The sequence below is a fragment of the Microbacterium sp. K24 genome, assembly GCF_004794465.1.
Classification (GTDB): Bacteria; Actinomycetota; Actinomycetes; order Actinomycetales; family Microbacteriaceae; genus Microbacterium.
In genome coordinates, this window is sequence record NZ_SSDJ01000046.1 from 1 (window position 1) to 15,275 (window position 15,275).

Consider the following 15,275-nt stretch of genomic DNA (forward strand, 5'->3'; position numbering starts at 1 on the left):
CCCGAGCGGCGCCCCCGCATACCCCGGAGCGGCTGCGCAGACCTACCCGGCCAGTCCCGGCGCCTACCCGCCCGCGAGCGGCGCCTATTCCGCTCCCAGCGGCTACGCGACACCGGGCGCGTACGCGGCCGGCGGATACCCGGCATCCGCACCGTATGAGGCGGCGGCACCGGCCGGACCGAAGAAGATCTCCATCCTCGGACTCGTCGGGCTCGGCCTCGCAGCGCTCGGCCTGATCCTCGCGTTCATCCCGTTCACTCTGCCGTTCGCGTGGGTCCTGCTCGCCGCCGGCTTCATCGTGTCGCTCATCTCGCTCTTCCTGAAGGGCAAGAAGTGGCCGGGCATCACCGGCCTCGGCGTCTCCGTGCTCGGCGCGATCGTCGCCGTCATCATGGGATTCGTCTTCCTCTTCGCCCTCGCGAACCAGATCGAGGACTCGATCCCCGATCCGCTGCCGACCTCTGACACCGGCACCGACGACGGCACGGATGAGGGCACCGACGACGGCACCGCACCGACCGATGTCGTCGAGGGTTCGATGGGCGAGCCCGTCACCGTGACACAGCTCTCCGGCACGGGCGAGGTCACCGTCAACTCGGCCTCGTGGAGCGCGACGAACGACTCCGGCTTCGACCCGACCAACGGCGGCTTCCTGCTGATCGACCTGACGTGGGAGACCCTCGACGGCACCACCTACGTCAACCCGCTCTACTTCTCGGTCGAGACGGCAGAGGGCACCGCCGGCGATTACGACATCTTCGGCGATGCGACCCTCGAGTCGAGCGAACTCCCGGCAGGTCAGTCGACCCAGGGCACGGTCTCGTTCGACGTCGCGCAGAGCGGCTCGTATGTCATCATCATCACGGACGAGCTCCTCCAGGAAGTCGCCCGAGTGACGGTGGAGCCTTCGGCCGGCTGATCGCCGACAGAAGCACAGACAACAGGAAAGATCGATGACGACACCTGCCGGCTGGTACGACGACGGATCCGGGAACCTGCGGTGGTGGGACGGGCAGCAGTGGACGGCGCACGTGCGCGCCGCACCGCATCCCGCCCCGGAGGGCCAGACGGAGACGGCCGCGCAGCCGGAAGTCGAGCCTGCCGCACCGGTGCCGTCGGAGACCTCGGCCCCCGCCGCCGATCCGGAACCGTTCGCACCTCCCTACTCCCTGCAGCCCCAGGCCGCGGCGTATCCCGGCGCAGCGACCACCCCGTCGTATCCGGTGGTGGCGGGTTATCCGGGTGCCGCTCCGGGTTATGGCGCTGCACCGGGGGTGCCGACGCAGACGCCCCCGCGCAAGATCTCGGTACTGGGACTCATCGGGCTCGGCGCCGCCGTGGTCGGCGTCGTGCTCGCCTGCGTCCCTCCGATCGCGATCATCGGCTGGGTCGTACTCGGGGTCGCCTTCGTCATCTCCCTCGTCTCGCTGTTCCTCCGCGGTACCAAATGGCCCGGGATCACGGGCATGGGCGTCACCGTGTTCGGCACGGTCCTCGCCCTCGCCGTGTCGCTCATCTCGCTCGGGCTCGGCTCGACCGTCGAGGCCGACCCGGCCGCCTCGCCGAGCGCACGGCCGTCGGCCGACTCGAGCCAGGAAGCGCAGGATCCTTCGGAGATCGAAGGCGCCGAGATGGTGTCGTTCGATGAGCTCGCCGTCGGCGACTGCATCCCCCTGGTGGAATACGACGAGGAGGAGACCGAGGTCTTCGAGGTGCCGGTGGTGCCGTGCGATCTGCCGCATACCGACGAGGTCTTCTACAAGTACGACCTTCCGGAAGGCGATTACCCCGGCGACGACGAGATCTACGAGCTCGCCTGGGAAGGCTGCCGCGCGCAGTTCGAGGGATTCGTGGGCCTGTCGTACGACGAGTCAGAGCTCGACATCTACCCCTACTCTCCGACCCAGGCGTCGTGGAACAGATGGAACGACCGCACCGTCCACTGCATCGTGTTCAGCTATGACGAGGTCACCGGCTCCCTGCAGGGCGCCGCACGCTGACCCGCCGCACGACGAACGAAAGAGGCCCCGGAGTCATCCGGGGCCTTCTTCGTAGACTCAGTCCTCGTCTTTGCGCTTGCGCCAGCGGATGCCGGCAGAGATGAACCCATCGAGGTCACCGTCGAAGACGGCCGCGGGGTTCCCGGACTCGTGCCCGGTGCGCAGGTCCTTGACGAGCTGCTGGCCGTAGAGGAAGTACGAGCGCATCTGGTCGCCCCAGCTCGCGGTGATGTTGCCCGCGAGCTCCTTCTTCTTCGCCGCTTCCTGCTCCTTCTGCAGCAGGAGGAGACGGGTCTGCAGCACGCGCATCGCTGCGGCGCGGTTCTGGATCTGCGACTTCTCGTTCTGCATCGACACGACGATGCCGGTCGGGAGATGGGTCAGGCGCACCGCCGAGTCGGTCGTGTTGACGGACTGGCCGCCGGGCCCGGACGAGCGGAACACGTCGACGCGGATGTCGCTCTCGGGGATGTCGACCTCGGTCGCCTCCTCCATCAGCGGGATGACCTCGACCGCGGCGAACGACGTCTGCCGCTTGTCGGCCGAGCCGAACGGGCTGATGCGTGCGAGACGGTGGGTGCCGGCCTCGACCGACACGGTGCCGAAGGCGTAGGGCGCGTCGACCTCGAAGGTCGCGGACTTGATGCCCGCGCCTTCGGCGTAGGACGTGTCCATGACCTTCACGGGGTACTTGTGGCGCTCGGCCCAGCGCAGGTACATGCGCATGAGCATCTCGGCGAAGTCGGTGGCGTCGTCGCCGCCGGCGCCGGAGCGGATCGTGATGATCGCGGAGCGCTCGTCGTATTCGCCGTCGAGGAGGGTCTGCACCTCGAGCTGGTTGATGACGTCGGTCAGCGCCGCCAGCTCGGTGCGAGCCTCCTGCGCGGATTCCTCGTCGCCCATCTCGTTCGCGAGACCGATGAGCACCTCGAGGTCGTCGAGTCGCGAGGCGATGCCGGTGATGCGGGCGAGCTCCGACTGCCGGTGGCTGAGGGCGCTGGTCACCTTCTGCGCGCGCTCGGTGTCGTCCCAGAGGTCGGGAGCGCCGGCTTCCTCGCTGAGCCTCGCGATCTCGTCGCGGAGGTGGGAGACATCGACGACCTCGCTGATGTCGCCGAAGGTGTGCCTGAGCGCCTGGATTTCGGCGGAGAGATCTAATTCGAGCATGACACCTCAGCCTATCGTGCCGCCTGCTCGCGCGGGGACTCGCGTGTCTCGACCACGACGACGACCGGAGTAGCGTGAGTGCGTGAGCAGTGCATCCTCGGTCCTCCGTCAGTTCGGACCGATGGTGTACCTGCCGACGATCCTCTTCGCTCTGGGTGAGGGCGCGGTCATCCCGCTCATCCCGGTGATCGCTTCGTCCATGGGCGCCGATGTGGCGTTCGCCGCACTCGTCACGTCGGGACTCGTCGTCGGGCAGCTGTGCGGAAACCTTCCTGCGGGATGGGCGGTCGGGCGCATCGGCGAGCGCTACACGATGGTGATCGCCGGCGTGGTCGCGATCCTCGCCGCGGTCGGGATGGCGCTCGCGCCCTCGCTCGCCGTGCTCGCGGCATCCGTCTTCCTGCTCGGCATGTGCGCGGCGGCCTTCGGTCTCGCCCGGCACGCATTCATGACGACGCGCGTGCCTCTCGAGTTCCGGGCTCGTTCGCTGTCGCTGCTGGGCGGCAGCTTCCGGCTCGGCATCTTCATCGGCCCCTTCGTCGCCGCGGGACTGCTGCAGCTCTTCGGTTCCGAGGCGGCGGCGATCTGGTTCTTCCTCGTCTGTCTGGTCGTGATGGTCGCGCTCGTGCTCTTCGGTCCGGACCCGGAGAAGACGATCCCGGCGATCACGCACGTGCGGTACGCCGAGGACTCCGGCGAACCGGTGAGCGGATCGATCCCGACCATCGAGCGTTCCGGCATCTTCCGGACGATGTGGCAGCAGCGCGCGGTGCTCGGCCGTCTCGGCCTGGCCGCCGCTTCGCTCTCGGCGGTGCGCTCGGCGCGGCAGGTCATCCTGCCGCTGTGGGGTCTGTCACTGGGGCTGGACGCGTCGACGATCGCTCTCGTGGTCGGTGTCTCGGGGGCGATCGACTTCGCCCTCTTCTACGCGAGCGGGCAGGTGATGGACCGGTTCGGCCGGCTGTGGGCGGCGATGCCGGCCATGGTGCTGATGGGCGCGGGATTCCTCGCGATGTCGTTCACTCACGACCTCGATGCGGCGGTGCTCTGGTTCGGCATGTTCGCGGCGGTGCTGGGAGTCGGGAACGGCCTGTCGAGCGGCATCCTGCTGACGCTGGGCGCCGACGTCGCGCCGAAGCGGGAGCCGGCGGCGTTCCTCGGGTCATGGCGAACCCTGACGGATGCCGGTGGCGCGATCGCCCCGCTGCTCGTCGCGGCGATCACCGCTGTCGCCGCGCTCCCGTTCGCGGCGGCGGCGATGGGCGTGATCAGTCTGCTGGGTGCTGCCGGTTTCGTCCGGTGGATCCCGAGATTCGTTCCGCGCACGCGGCCGGAACCGGACGACGAAGCGGAAGACGAATGAGCCGGATGCTGTCCGCCGATGTCCATCGTCTCGTCGCCGGCCTCGTGCCGAGATCGGAGCGGGAGCGTGCGGCGCAGGCCGACTTCGCCTCCTTCTTCTCGGATGACTCCGGGCCCGTGTCGCGCGACTCCGGACCTGACCACGCCACGGCCTCCTGCGTCGTGTTCGACGAGACGCTCACGCAGACCCTGCTCGTCTTCCACGGCAAGGGCCGGTTCTGGGTGCAGCCCGGTGGTCACGCGGAGGAGGGCGATGACTCGATCGTCGATGCGGCGCTGCGCGAGCTGCGTGAGGAGACCGGCATCGTGTCCGCAGCCCCGACCGCTCCCCTCGTCTACGACCTGGACCATCACGGCCTGTCGTCCCGCTTCGGTCGCTGCGCGTCGCACCTCGACATCGGTATCGCCGTGATCGTCGACCCGGCGATCGCGTTGACGGTGAGCGACGAATCCGAAGACGTCCGCTGGTGGCCGGTGGACGCGCTGCCTGCGGAGGTGCCGCCACAGCTCGAGCCGCGGCTGGTGGGACTGCGGGAGCGGTTGCGCTCGCAGCGCTAGTCCACACTCCTCATTGCAGCGCGGTACGGCTCGTCGCGGTGGACTCCAGCGCGACGCCCTCGGGCACGAAGGGCGAGAACAGCGGCGGATGCCACGTCGATGCGACCGTCACCCGGGCAGAGACCCCGTCCGGCGTCGAGGCGTCGACGAGTTCGGCGTCGCCGGGCAGCGCCTCCACCAGTGCCGACGCCTGCTCCTCGACGCCGGCATCGGTCAGTTCCGCCCTCACCGCGTCACCCTCGACCTGCAGCGTGAAGCCGTCGGCTCCGGCGAGCGCGGCCGAATCCGCCAACGCATCGAGCCGCTTCTGCGCGAGGTACAGATCGGTCGCGCACACGCAGACGAAGACGACGGCGATCGCCAGCAGCACGTAGCCGAGCGTCAGGAGCAGGACGCTCCCCTCCTCCCCCGCGCGCTGGTCGTCGTTCACTCCACGCCCCACAACCGGGAGACCTTCTGCGCGGCTTCCGCCCGCACGGCGATGGATGTCGCGCGATCGAGACCGAACACCGACGGCACCAGGGGAAGGTGAACCCGAGCCGAGACGGTGACGATGAGCGTGGCTCCGGCGGACGGGCAGTCGACCCCGGCCGGCGAACAGGTCAGGGACACGTCTACCGCAGCTGGATCGAGACCGTATTCCTCGATGATCCCGGCGAGCACTGCGTCTCCGTCGGCGGTGGCTGCGGCCGCGTCCGGCGCCATCGCGATCGCCCGGGCCGTGTGTCGGGCGGCGGCCTCGGCTCCGAGGGTCTGCTCCTGGATCGCTCCGAGGGCGATCACCAGGTAGACGAGCGGGACCAGCAGGATGACCCCGACCGTGATGAACTCCAGCGCGGCAGATCCGTCGTCATTCGTCGCCCAGGCTCTCGACCGGTGCATGCGCTTCCACCTCCAGTGCGAAGGGGATGCCGATGAGCCCGATCACGGGGAGCGACGTGCGGATCCGCAGGTCGACCGTCTCATGTCGGAACGCCTCCGACGTGCCGATCGCGATGTCGCCGGCATAGGCGGGGCCGATCGCCTGGGTGATCACCGTGCGTGCGCGGTCCGCCCCCTCCTCCAGTGTCGTGTCGGCGAGGGCCGCGTGATACGCACCTTCCACGGCCGCGTCGTGCACGACGTTCCGCACGTACACGGCGAGCGCGAGCTGCAGCACCGCCAGGGTGAGAACGGTGAGGAGGGTGCCGACCAGGACGAACTCGACGGGACTCGACCCCCGCTCCTCGCGCAGCATGGCAGGGAACCGCATCTCAGAGACCGGACACTCGCTGGATCGCCTGTTCGAACAACGCCGTGAGCGCCGGACCGGCGACGGCCCAGATCAGGACCACGAGCCCCGCCGTCATCAGCGTCACGAGAACCCAGCCCGGCACGTCTCCGCGCTCATCCGCTGCCAGCGCTCGAGCCCAGGCCCGTGCGTCACGCCACCGGTGTGCCCGTTGGTGGTCTGGGAAGTTCTGCGGGTGCGCCGTCATGGTCGCCCTTTCCTGGTTGGTCAGCCGATGCCGAGTCGAAGGATGAAGAGTCCGGGGTAGATCGCGAACACCACAGACAAAGGGAGGATCAGGAACACGAGCGGCAGGAGCATCAGGATCTCCTTTCGCCCGGCCTGCTCGATGAGCGTGCGCTTCGCGTCCTCGCGAGCGTCACCCGCCTGTGCATGAAGCACGCCGGCGAGCGGTGCTCCGTGTTCGAGGGCGGCGATGACCTGGTCGACGGCGCGCGAGAGTCCGGGCAGCTGCAGCCGGCCGGACATCTCACCCAGAGCATCCGCCAGCGGAGATCCCGTCCCGGCGGCGAGCACCACCTGGCGCAGCTCGGCAGTGAGCTCTCCTGATCCGACCGCGGCCACGCGTCGCAGCGAGTCGAGGAAGCCTTCCCCCGCCGACAGGCACAGAGCCAGGAACTCGAGAGTCGTCGGAAGCTCGTCCGTGAGTCGTGCGCGACGTGACTTCGCCCGCGCGGAGAGCTGCATGTCGTAGCCGATCGCGGCCAGGGCTCCGCTGAGGATGGGGATGATCGTGACGGGCACCGACATCCTGCCCGCAAGAGCCAACGCGATCACGGCGAGCGAACCGGCACCGATTCCGCCGAGCATCCAGCCGAGCTGACGTCCTCGGAAGGCGACGGGATCCGTCCGCACCCCTGCTTGAGCGAGGCGCTGCCGCAGGACTTCGCCTCCGCCCAGCATCCGCTCGAATCCGTGCTGCGCACGCAGCCAGAGACTCCGACCGCCCGCAGGCAGCATCCCTGTCGCCGGCAGGAGGCCGCGCGGCATGTCCTCGTCGGCGACCACGTCGCGCACGTAGGGGGCGATGCGCACGGTCAGTGAAGCGGCCCGCCACCGCGGAAGCGCCGCGAGGATGCAGAGGATTCCGGCGGCGAGAGTACCGCCGACGAGCACCGCGCTCGCGAGAGCCGAGAACCCGTTCATCCGAACCACCGTCGAGGCTCGGGCAGCCTGCCGATGCGGACCATGATGCGGAAGGCGGTCACCGAGACCGCGGCGCCGACGCAGATCACGACCACACCCTCGGGTGTGCCGTACGCCGACGCGCCCTCCGGCCTCATCACCAGCAGACCGAGCACGACCCACGGCGCGATCGCCCCGAGCACCGCCGCACCGCGGATCCACGACTGACGTGCCTCCACTTCGCCTCGTAGGGCGGCGTCGGCCCGCACGGACGATGACAGAGCCCGCAGTACGGAGATCAGCTCGGTGCCGCCCACTTGCCGCGCCATGCGCAGGGTCTCCACGATCCGGTCCCCGATCGGGTCGGCCAGTGACGACTTCAGCCGGTCGAGACTTGTCTCGAACCGGCCTGTCGCGCGCAGGTCGCGGGCGAACACGAGGAATGCCGGACGCAGCATCGCCGGGGACGACTCGGCGAGGCTCGCCACCGCGTCGGGCAGCGAGAGGCCTACGCGGATCGCGGCGATCAGCAGGTCGCAGACGTCGGGCCACAGCTGGCGACGAAGTCGGCGAAGTCTCATCCGACGTCCGCGCAGCCACATCACCGGGGCGACCGCGGCGGCGACACCGGCGAGCACCGACAGCACCGGGATGACGGTCAGCAGCCACACGGCGGACGCGACGATCAGCGCCGCCGCCACCATCACGGCGATCACAGCCCGCGGCGTGATCGCGTCCATGCCGGCCTCGTCGAGGAGACGCGCCAACCGCCCGCGATGCACCGGCGGTGCCTTCGCCTCGGCCCGCGGCCACATCCACGGCGCGAGGCACAGCAGCAGGCCTGCGGCCAGCAGTGCTCCGACCAGGACGGTCATGACGCGACTCCGCTGCGACGGAACGTCTCCCGCAGCGGCTCCGCCTCGCGGCTCATCGGCCTCTCCGCCTGATACACCGCCCGGGTGAGGATGCGCCCGTCGACCACGTCTCCACTCGGCGCGATGATCTCCTGCACCCGCCGCGCGCCCGACGCGTCCCGCGCACAGTGCACGACAAGGTCGACCGCGGCGGCGAGCGCAGGGGCGATGAACGCCCGATCGATGTTCCGTCCCGCGAGCAGCGGAAGGATCGTCAGCTTGTCCAGTGCCTCGGTCGCCGAGTTCGCATGCACGGTTCCTGCTCCGGGGACGCCGGTGTTCAGGGCGAGCACGAGGTCGAGGGCTTCGGCGTCGCGCACCTCGCCGACGACCAGCCGGTCAGGCCGCATCCGCAGCGCCTCTTTCACCAACCGCCTGAGGGTGATCTCACCCGTGCCCTCGAGCCCAGCCTGCCGTCCCTGCAGGGCGACCAGGTCAGACCCCTCGATGGCGAGCTCGAAGGTCTCCTCGACGGTGATGATCCGCTGCGAATCCGCGCACGACGAGAGCAAGGCTCCGAGCAACGTGGTCTTCCCGGCGTGCGTCGCGCCCGACACGATCACGCTCCGCCCGCTCCGCATCGCTTCGCGGAGCAGTCGTGCGACCTCCACGGGCATCGCGCCCTGGCCGGCCAGCGCCTCGAGCGTGCGATATCGCGGCAGGAACTTGCGGATGTTGACCGCCCACGAGCCGCGCACCACGTCCGCGATGGCGACGTGGAGTCTCGAGCCGTCGGGCAGGGATGCATCCACGAAGGGCTGACTGATGTCGACCCGGCGACCGGTGGGCTGCAGCATCCGTTCGACGAGGTCGCGCACCGTCGACTCGCTCAGGCGCAGGCCGGTCCGCTCGCCGACTCCGCCGCGAGCGACATGCACGTGTCCGTCGCCGTTCACCCAGATCTCCTCGATCTCGGCGTCGTCCAGGAACGGCTGCAGAGCACCGAGCCCGCTGACGGCGGCGAGCACGTCGCGCACGCACGCGGCCTCGTCATCGATGAGCGCTTCGCCACGCGCCAATGCCCGATCGTCGTGACGCCGCACCTCGGACTGCGCGACGCGGCGCGCCGCCTCCGGATCGAGCGACGGGTCGATCCCCTCGGACCTCAGGCGCGAACGGACGCGTTCGGCGACGAGGGCGGACGGATGACTCACCTCGGCATCCTCGCAAGAATCGCGACCGACCCGCGGAAGTTATCCACAGGAATGCCGCGGGCTCGATACCGGAGCGGATTCTCCGATGTCAACCCGATCGCCGGTGTCGGAACGACCGCTTACTCTGCGAGAACACCCGCAAGGAGGTCCTGTGCGACGCCCCACAGCATCCGGTCCGTCACCGACCGTCTCGGTCGTGATCCCGGTGAAGGACGACGCGGAGCACCTTCGGCAGTGCCTCGACGCCCTTCATCGGCAGGCCCGTCGCCCCGATGAGATCATCGTCGTCGACAACGATTCCACAGACGCGTCGGCCGCGGTCGCCGCATCGTTCGGCGCCACGGTGGTGCACTGCGGCGAACCTGGCGTCCCCGCGGCGAGCGCGCGCGGATACGACACGGCGCGCGGCGACCTGATCCTGCGATTGGACGCCGACAGCCTGCCCTCCGTCCTGTGGGTCGAATCGGTCGTCGAGGCGTTCGCGCAGCATCCGGAGGTCTCGGTCTTCACTGGCGGAGCCCGCTTCATCGACGGCCCTCCGGTGCTGCGCACTCCGCTCGCGGCCGCCTATCTGCTCTCCTACGCGGCCGTGTGCACCGCGTCTCTGGGCCACCTCCCGTTGTTCGGGTCGAATCTGGCGTTCCGACGCGCGGCGTGGGTCGATGTGCGCGCCGACGTGCGGCGAGACGATCCGGAGCGGCATGACGACCTGGACCTCGCCTTCCACTTCGGCGAACGCCACCGCATCCGATTCCTGGCGGGCGCGGAGATGGGCATCTCGATGCGCCCGTTCGGAAGCGTCCGCTCCTTCGCCCGTCGTGTCGCTCGCGGATTCCGCACGGTGATCGCGCACTGGCCCGAGGACTTCCCACCCGTCCGCTGGAACCGTCTCGCGCTCCGACGCGTTCTGCACCGGATGGGTGTTCCCACACCGACGTCGGCGGCACGATGAACGGTCCGCTCCTGGGGCCGGCGGCGCCGCCGTACCTGCATGTGATGACGTTCAACGTGCGGCGGCCGATGAACGGCATCACGTGGCCTCCCGCGGACCGGTGGGCCTCGCGACGCCCGCGGATGCAGACGCTGCTCGATGAGGAGCGGCCGACGATCCTCGGTGCGCAGGAGGTGCTTCCCGCGCAGGCGCGGGTGATCCGCGACGCGCTCGGATCCGGCTACCGCTTCGTCGGGCACGGACGGATGCCGGGGCCTCGGGGCGAGGCCTGCCCGATCTTCTACGACACGCAGCGGCTGGAGCTCATGTCGTGGAGGCAGCGCGGTCTCTCCGATCGGCCGGACGAACCTGGCTCGACCTCCTGGGGGAACGTGATCCCGCGCGTCTTCGTGCATGCGAGCTTCCGCGATCGGATGACGTCGAGGGAGTTCACCGTGATCAACACCCATCTCGACGTCTTCTCGGCACGAGCTCGTCAGCGCGCTGCGGAGGAGCTGCACGAGATGGTCGCCGGTCAGCCTCTCCCGGCGATACTGCTCGGCGACCTCAACGCCGGCCCGACCTCGCCCCCATGGACCACGCTGCTCTCTCACGGGATACTCACGGACGCCTGGTTCGCCGCCGAGGCCCGCCTCTCCCCCGAGTGGGGCACGTTCGCCGGGTATCGTCGGCCGCGTCGCGGCAGACGCATCGATGCGATCCTGGTCACGCCGGAAGTGCAGGTGCGGCGCGTCGGGATCAACGGGCGCCGCTTCGACGGCGGATGGCCGTCCGATCATCTGCCGGTGCAGGCCGCACTGACGATCCCAGGTCGGACGGGAACGCGATGAAGGAGAACTTCCTGCGTGCGCCTCACGGCGTGGCCGATTACACCGCCGATGCTCTCCGCGTGGTCGGGGTGCTCGGCGTCGTCGTCGCCGCCATATGGTCGACACCGACGGATGCCGGCATCCTCGCACTCGCGCTGCCGGCGTTGATGGTTCCCCGAGTGCTGGGCATGCGCGCCTGGGCGGACATCCTCCTCGGCGTCACGGTCCTCGTCGCGGCGGGCAGCAACGTCTTCGATCTCTATCGCACGGTCGTCGGGTGGGACCTCGTGGTGCACTTCGTGTGCACCGGCGTCATCGCCTCGACGGGCTACCTCGTGCTCGCGCGCTGTCTCGTGGTGCCACGTCAGGGCGCTGCGGACTTCCGCAAGCGCACCGCGATCGTCGTATGCACCGCCCTCGGTCTCGCAGTCAGCGCGATCTGGGAGATGATCGAGTGGGCCGGGCGCACATTCATCACCTCAGAGATCTTCGTCACGTATCAGGACACGATCGGCGACATGGCCGTGGGCGGGCTCGGCGCTTTCGCTGCGGGCATCGGCGTCGCGTTCCTCCGTCTGGAACGCGCCGACGCCGCGTGAGCGGATGGCCACGACCCGGCACATTCCCCTGCGAAGCGCAAGGGTGCTGACCATCGGGGAACGGGGTGGTGGACTGACGGCACGTGAGCATCACTCAGTGAAAGGACACTCATGACCGACTCTTCCCCCATCCCCGGCCCGCCCGTCCCCTCCACTCCGGGCGAACAGCCCACCGGACCCGAGCCGACGGATCCCGGACAGACCCCTCCCGGACCCGCCGTGCCGTCTCCGTCGCAGCCGTCGCCCGCCTTCCCCGACGAGCCGTCCCCGACGCACCCGAACGAGCCGCTGGCCCCCACCCCGCAGGAACCGCTGGCGCCCAACCCGGAAGAGCCGCTTGCTCCGAACCCGGAGGAGCCGCTCATCCCGGGTTCCGGTCCACTCGCCTGAGCCGCGACTCAAGACCGCCTTCCGCGTTCCGCGGGAGGCGGTCTTTTCGCGCCAGGGCTTCGGGATATCCCCCGCGGAACTGCGGGCTGATCCCCAGATTCTGTGTTTCTCCGATCAGTAGACTGATTCCACCGCGCGGGAGTGGTGAAATTGGCAGACACGCAGGATTTAGGTTCCTGTGCCCTAGGGCGTGTGGGTTCAAGTCCCACCTTCCGCACGACGGCTGCTTCGGCATCCTCACCGTTACACCGCCGACCAATAACGACCGACGGGAATCCCCAGTGCTCGAAACCATGCTGCACGCACCCACCGCTCTCATCCCCTGGCTCGACCCCGCGACGATCATCGGCACGGCCGGACCCTGGGCGCTGCTGGTCGTGTGCTTCATCGTCTTCGCCGAGACGGGTCTGCTGGTGGGCTTCCTGCTGCCCGGTGACACACTGCTGGTGATCTCGGGCCTGCTCTCGCATCCGCTCGCGGGTTCGGAGCACGGCGTGTTCGGCATCAACGTGTGGTTCGTCGCGCTGCTGATCGGCCTCTCGGCCTTCGTCGGCGGTGAGGTCGGGTACGTCATCGGCCATAAGGGCGGACCGGCGATCTTCGAGCGCAAGGAATCCGGGCTCTTCAGCAAGAAGAACGTCGAGCGCACGAACGCCTTCTTCGAACGGTTCGGCGGCATCACCGTGATCCTCGCCCGCTTCGTCCCGATCGTGCGCACGTTCGCACCGGTCGCCGCGGGTGTGGGTCATATGCCGTGGCGCAAGTACACGCTCTACAACCTGATCGGTGCGATCCTCTGGGGCTTCGGTCTGACGATGTTCGGCTACCTCATCGGCTTCATCCCGCCGGTCGCCGAGTTCGTGGAGAGCTACATCGACCTGATCCTGCTGGCCGCGGTCGGCGGCACGGCGCTCGTCACGATCTACCACTACTTCTCCGAGCGCCACAAGGCGAAGAAGGCCGCCGCTGCCGGTGAAGACGTCACGACGGATGCCGTCGAGGCCGAGGAGCTCGCCCTCGATCCCCAGGTGTTCGACCGCGCTCCCGACCTCGACGGCGACGGCAAGCACTGAGTCGGCTCCCGGCGGACGGGTCCGCCGGGAGAGCGTTCAGCCGGTCTTCTTCGCCGGCTTCTTGGCCTTCGTGGGCTTCTCGCTCGCCCGTTTCTCCTTCGACCGCGCGACGCTCTCGCGGAGCGCCTCCATGAGGTCGATGACCTCTCCGCCCTTGCCCTCGGCTTCCGCTTCGCCGAAGGTGTCGGCGATCTCGAAGCTCTCGCCCGCCTCGATCTTCGCGTCGATGAGGGTGCGGAGCTCCTTCTGGTACTCGTCGACGAACGCTTCGGGATCGAAGTCGGCCGAATAGCTGTCGACCAGGGCGGCCGACATCTCGAGCTCCTTCTTCGAGATGCGCACGTCTTCGTCGAGTGCCGGGAACTCGGCCTCGCGGACCTCGTCGGCCCAGAGCAGCGTCTGCAGCACGAGCACCTTGCCGCGCACGCGGAGGGCCGCGAGCCGCGTCTTCTGGCGCAGCGTGAACCGCACGATCGCGGTGCGATCGGTCTGCTCGAGCGTCTTGCGCAGCAGCACGTACGCCTTCGCCGACTTCGAGTCCGGCTCCAGGTAGTACGGCTTGTCGAGCGTCAGGAGATCGACCTGGTCGGAGGGCACGAACTCGACGACGTCGATCTCGCGGCTCTTCTCCGCCGGCAGAGCGGCGAGATCGTCCTTGGTGAGCACGACCGTCTGCCCCTCCTCGACGTAGGCCTTGTCGATGTCGGCGTAGGCGACCGTCTCGCCGCACACCTCGCAGGTGCGCTGATAGCGGATGCGTCCGCCGTCCTTCTCATGCACCTGATGCAGCGGCACGTCGTGGTCCTCGGTCGCCGAATACACCTTGACCGGCACGTTCACGAGCCCGAACGTCAGCGCGCCCTTCCAGATCGTCCTCATTCCCCCAGTGAACACCAGCCACACCCGTCACGGCCAGCCCTTGACGGCGACGGCTGACTACGCTTGCTCCATGGTCGGAGAAGCGCAGGTCGTGCAGGTCGACGGCCGCCGTCTGCGGATCACCAACCTCGACAAGGTCGTCTACCCCGAGACGGGCACCACCAAGGGCGAGGTCATCGCGTACTACTCGGCGATCGCTCCCCTCCTGCTCCCCCTCCTCGACGGCCGCCCCGTCACTCGCAAGCGGTGGGTGGAGGGCGTCGGAACCGCGGATGCTCCGGCTGACGCGTTCTTCACGAAGCAGCTCGAACCCGGAGCGCCGGACTGGATTCCGCGCCAGGCGATCCACCACTCGGACGGTCCGAAGGAATACCCGCTCGTCGAGGACGTGCCGACCCTGGTCTGGCTCGCCCAGGTCGCTGCGATCGAGCTGCACGTGCCGCAATGGCGCTTCGCACCCGACGGTCTGCCCGGCCGTCCGGACCGGCTGGTGCTCGACCTCGACCCGGGGCCCGGCGTGGGTCTCGCGCAGTGCGCCGAGGTCGCGCGCATCGCCCGCCGCATTCTCTCCGACATGGGCCTTGATCCCCTGCCGGTCACCAGCGGCAGCAAGGGCATCCACCTGTACGCGGCGCTTCCGGGAGAGCAGACCAGCCAGGAGATCTCCGCCGTGGTGAAAGAGCTCGCCCGGCTCATCGAGAACGACCACCCCGATCTCGCGACGAGCGTCATGTCGAAGGCGGTGCGCGGCGGCAAGGTGTTCCTCGACTGGAGTCAGAACAACGGCAAGAAGACGACGATCTCGCCGTATTCGCTGCGCGGCCGCGCGCAGCCGTGGGTCGCCGCACCGCGCACCTGGGACGAGCTCGACGACCCCGACCTGGCCCAGCTCGACATCGACGAGGTGCTCGCTCGCGCGGCCGACGGCGTCGATCCCCTGGCGTCGCTGCGCCCGGACTCAGCGGCATCCGCAGCTCCTGCCGCGGCCGTGGCCGCGGCAGG

Annotated in this window: 19 protein-coding genes and 1 tRNA gene; 11 read left to right on the forward strand and 9 right to left on the reverse strand. The window is 69.0% G+C overall.

Going from position 1 to position 15,275, the window contains the following annotated elements; translation table 11 throughout:
* Together DW306_RS02395 and DW306_RS21535 are read left to right on the forward strand one after the other, a co-directional pair.
* Nucleotides 1-919 (forward strand): DUF4352 domain-containing protein (locus DW306_RS02395; protein WP_136054050.1); only part of this gene is annotated, 919 nt, incomplete at its 5' end.
* 34 nt (nt 920-953) lie between these two features.
* Nucleotides 954-2,000 carry a DUF2510 domain-containing protein gene (locus tag DW306_RS21535; RefSeq protein WP_136054051.1) on the forward strand — a complete coding sequence of 349 codons (1,047 nt, stop codon included), beginning with the start codon at nt 954-956 and terminating at the stop codon, nt 1,998-2,000.
* Nucleotides 2,001-2,057: 57 nt separating this feature from the next.
* Here the strand turns inward: DW306_RS21535 and prfB are convergent, their stop codons facing one another.
* Nucleotides 2,058-3,167 carry a peptide chain release factor 2 gene (gene prfB, locus DW306_RS02405; RefSeq protein WP_136054052.1) on the reverse strand — a complete coding sequence of 370 codons (1,110 nt, stop codon included), beginning with the start codon at nt 3,165-3,167 and terminating at the stop codon, nt 2,058-2,060.
* Nucleotides 3,168-3,288: 121 nt separating this feature from the next.
* On the opposite strand from prfB, the gene DW306_RS02410 reads away from it, so the two are divergent.
* A complete protein-coding gene (locus tag DW306_RS02410) occupies nt 3,289-4,530 on the forward strand; it encodes an MFS transporter (protein WP_136054065.1) in 1,242 nt (413 codons plus the stop codon).
* 5 nt (nt 4,531-4,535) lie between these two features.
* The gene (locus tag DW306_RS02415; RefSeq protein WP_168429205.1) at nt 4,536-5,087 is read left to right on the forward strand and encodes an NUDIX domain-containing protein; all 552 of its coding nucleotides are present in this window, start codon (nt 4,536-4,538) and stop codon (nt 5,085-5,087) included.
* A 10-nt stretch (nt 5,088-5,097) separates the two neighbouring features.
* Here the strand turns inward: DW306_RS02415 and DW306_RS02420 are convergent, their stop codons facing one another.
* Genes DW306_RS02420 through DW306_RS02450 form a run of 7 tightly spaced genes read right to left on the reverse strand, consistent with a single transcriptional unit; the run spans nt 5,098 to nt 9,571 of the window.
* Nucleotides 5,098-5,517, reverse strand: a complete 420-nt coding sequence (locus DW306_RS02420) for a pilus assembly protein TadG-related protein (RefSeq protein WP_136054054.1) — start codon at nt 5,515-5,517, stop codon at nt 5,098-5,100.
* Complete coding sequence (locus DW306_RS02425; protein WP_136054055.1) at nt 5,514-5,969, reverse strand: TadE family protein; 456 nt, start codon at nt 5,967-5,969, stop codon at nt 5,514-5,516. The genes DW306_RS02420 and DW306_RS02425 overlap by 4 nt, the downstream gene beginning before the upstream one ends.
* Complete coding sequence (locus tag DW306_RS02430) at nt 5,938-6,339, reverse strand: TadE/TadG family type IV pilus assembly protein (protein WP_240747024.1); 402 nt, start codon at nt 6,337-6,339, stop codon at nt 5,938-5,940. The genes DW306_RS02425 and DW306_RS02430 overlap by 32 nt, the downstream gene beginning before the upstream one ends.
* Nucleotide 6,340: 1 nt before the next feature.
* The gene (locus DW306_RS02435) at nt 6,341-6,565 is read right to left on the reverse strand and encodes a hypothetical protein (protein ID WP_136054056.1); all 225 of its coding nucleotides are present in this window, start codon (nt 6,563-6,565) and stop codon (nt 6,341-6,343) included.
* 20 nt (nt 6,566-6,585) lie between these two features.
* Nucleotides 6,586-7,524, reverse strand: a complete 939-nt coding sequence (locus tag DW306_RS02440; RefSeq protein ID WP_136054057.1) for a type II secretion system F family protein — start codon at nt 7,522-7,524, stop codon at nt 6,586-6,588.
* Nucleotides 7,521-8,378 (reverse strand): type II secretion system F family protein, encoded by an 858-nt coding sequence (locus tag DW306_RS02445; protein WP_136054058.1) that lies wholly within the window; start codon nt 8,376-8,378, stop codon nt 7,521-7,523. Before DW306_RS02445 ends, DW306_RS02440 begins: the two co-directional genes overlap by 4 nt.
* The gene (locus tag DW306_RS02450; protein WP_136054059.1) at nt 8,375-9,571 is read right to left on the reverse strand and encodes an ATPase, T2SS/T4P/T4SS family; all 1,197 of its coding nucleotides are present in this window, start codon (nt 9,569-9,571) and stop codon (nt 8,375-8,377) included. The genes DW306_RS02445 and DW306_RS02450 overlap by 4 nt, the downstream gene beginning before the upstream one ends.
* A 151-nt stretch (nt 9,572-9,722) precedes the next feature.
* On the opposite strand from DW306_RS02450, the gene DW306_RS02455 reads away from it, so the two are divergent.
* The 6 genes from DW306_RS02455 to DW306_RS02480 all read left to right on the forward strand — a co-directional run bounded on the left by DW306_RS02455 (nt 9,723) and on the right by DW306_RS02480 (nt 13,394).
* A complete protein-coding gene (locus DW306_RS02455) occupies nt 9,723-10,523 on the forward strand; it encodes a glycosyltransferase family 2 protein (RefSeq protein ID WP_240747025.1) in 801 nt (266 codons plus the stop codon).
* Nucleotides 10,520-11,353, forward strand: coding sequence for an endonuclease/exonuclease/phosphatase family protein (locus tag DW306_RS02460; protein ID WP_136054061.1), 834 nt, complete (start codon nt 10,520-10,522; stop codon nt 11,351-11,353). The genes DW306_RS02455 and DW306_RS02460 overlap by 4 nt, the downstream gene beginning before the upstream one ends.
* Nucleotides 11,350-11,931 carry a hypothetical protein gene (locus tag DW306_RS02465; RefSeq protein ID WP_136054062.1) on the forward strand — a complete coding sequence of 194 codons (582 nt, stop codon included), beginning with the start codon at nt 11,350-11,352 and terminating at the stop codon, nt 11,929-11,931. The genes DW306_RS02460 and DW306_RS02465 overlap by 4 nt, the downstream gene beginning before the upstream one ends.
* A 111-nt stretch (nt 11,932-12,042) precedes the next feature.
* Nucleotides 12,043-12,321, forward strand: coding sequence for a hypothetical protein (locus DW306_RS02470; protein WP_136054063.1), 279 nt, complete (start codon nt 12,043-12,045; stop codon nt 12,319-12,321).
* 135 nt (nt 12,322-12,456) lie between these two features.
* A tRNA-Leu gene (locus DW306_RS02475) sits at nt 12,457-12,538 on the forward strand.
* A 76-nt stretch (nt 12,539-12,614) separates the two neighbouring features.
* Nucleotides 12,615-13,394: a VTT domain-containing protein gene (locus DW306_RS02480; RefSeq protein ID WP_168429206.1), complete on the forward strand. Its 780-nt coding sequence runs from the start codon at nt 12,615-12,617 to the stop codon at nt 13,392-13,394.
* A gap of 36 nt (nt 13,395-13,430) precedes the next feature.
* Here DW306_RS02480 and DW306_RS02485 read toward each other — a convergent pair whose 3' ends face one another.
* The gene (locus DW306_RS02485; protein WP_136054064.1) at nt 13,431-14,273 is read right to left on the reverse strand and encodes a Ku protein; all 843 of its coding nucleotides are present in this window, start codon (nt 14,271-14,273) and stop codon (nt 13,431-13,433) included.
* A 70-nt stretch (nt 14,274-14,343) separates the two neighbouring features.
* On the opposite strand from DW306_RS02485, the gene ligD reads away from it, so the two are divergent.
* Nucleotides 14,344-15,275: non-homologous end-joining DNA ligase (gene ligD, locus DW306_RS02490; RefSeq protein WP_205814080.1), on the forward strand; the 932-nt coding region annotated here is incomplete at its 3' end.

Coding starts and splice junctions, on each gene's coding strand:
- DW306_RS21535 (WP_136054051.1), top strand. CDS start 954: ATGACGACACCTGCCGGCTGGTACGACGACGGATCCGGGAACCTGCGG.
- prfB (WP_136054052.1), bottom strand. CDS start 3,167: ATGCTCGAATTAGATCTCTCCGCCGAAATCCAGGCGCTCAGGCACACC.
- DW306_RS02410 (WP_136054065.1), top strand. CDS start 3,289: ATGGTGTACCTGCCGACGATCCTCTTCGCTCTGGGTGAGGGCGCGGTC.
- DW306_RS02415 (WP_168429205.1), top strand. CDS start 4,536: ATGCTGTCCGCCGATGTCCATCGTCTCGTCGCCGGCCTCGTGCCGAGA.
- DW306_RS02425 (WP_136054055.1), bottom strand. CDS start 5,969: ATGCACCGGTCGAGAGCCTGGGCGACGAATGACGACGGATCTGCCGCG.
- DW306_RS02430 (WP_240747024.1), bottom strand. CDS start 6,339: ATGCGGTTCCCTGCCATGCTGCGCGAGGAGCGGGGGTCGAGTCCCGTC.
- DW306_RS02435 (WP_136054056.1), bottom strand. CDS start 6,565: ATGACGGCGCACCCGCAGAACTTCCCAGACCACCAACGGGCACACCGG.
- DW306_RS02440 (WP_136054057.1), bottom strand. CDS start 7,524: ATGAACGGGTTCTCGGCTCTCGCGAGCGCGGTGCTCGTCGGCGGTACT.
- DW306_RS02445 (WP_136054058.1), bottom strand. CDS start 8,378: ATGACCGTCCTGGTCGGAGCACTGCTGGCCGCAGGCCTGCTGCTGTGC.
- DW306_RS02460 (WP_136054061.1), top strand. CDS start 10,520: ATGAACGGTCCGCTCCTGGGGCCGGCGGCGCCGCCGTACCTGCATGTG.
- DW306_RS02465 (WP_136054062.1), top strand. CDS start 11,350: ATGAAGGAGAACTTCCTGCGTGCGCCTCACGGCGTGGCCGATTACACC.
- DW306_RS02470 (WP_136054063.1), top strand. CDS start 12,043: ATGACCGACTCTTCCCCCATCCCCGGCCCGCCCGTCCCCTCCACTCCG.
- DW306_RS02480 (WP_168429206.1), top strand. CDS start 12,615: ATGCTGCACGCACCCACCGCTCTCATCCCCTGGCTCGACCCCGCGACG.
- DW306_RS02485 (WP_136054064.1), bottom strand. CDS start 14,273: ATGAGGACGATCTGGAAGGGCGCGCTGACGTTCGGGCTCGTGAACGTG.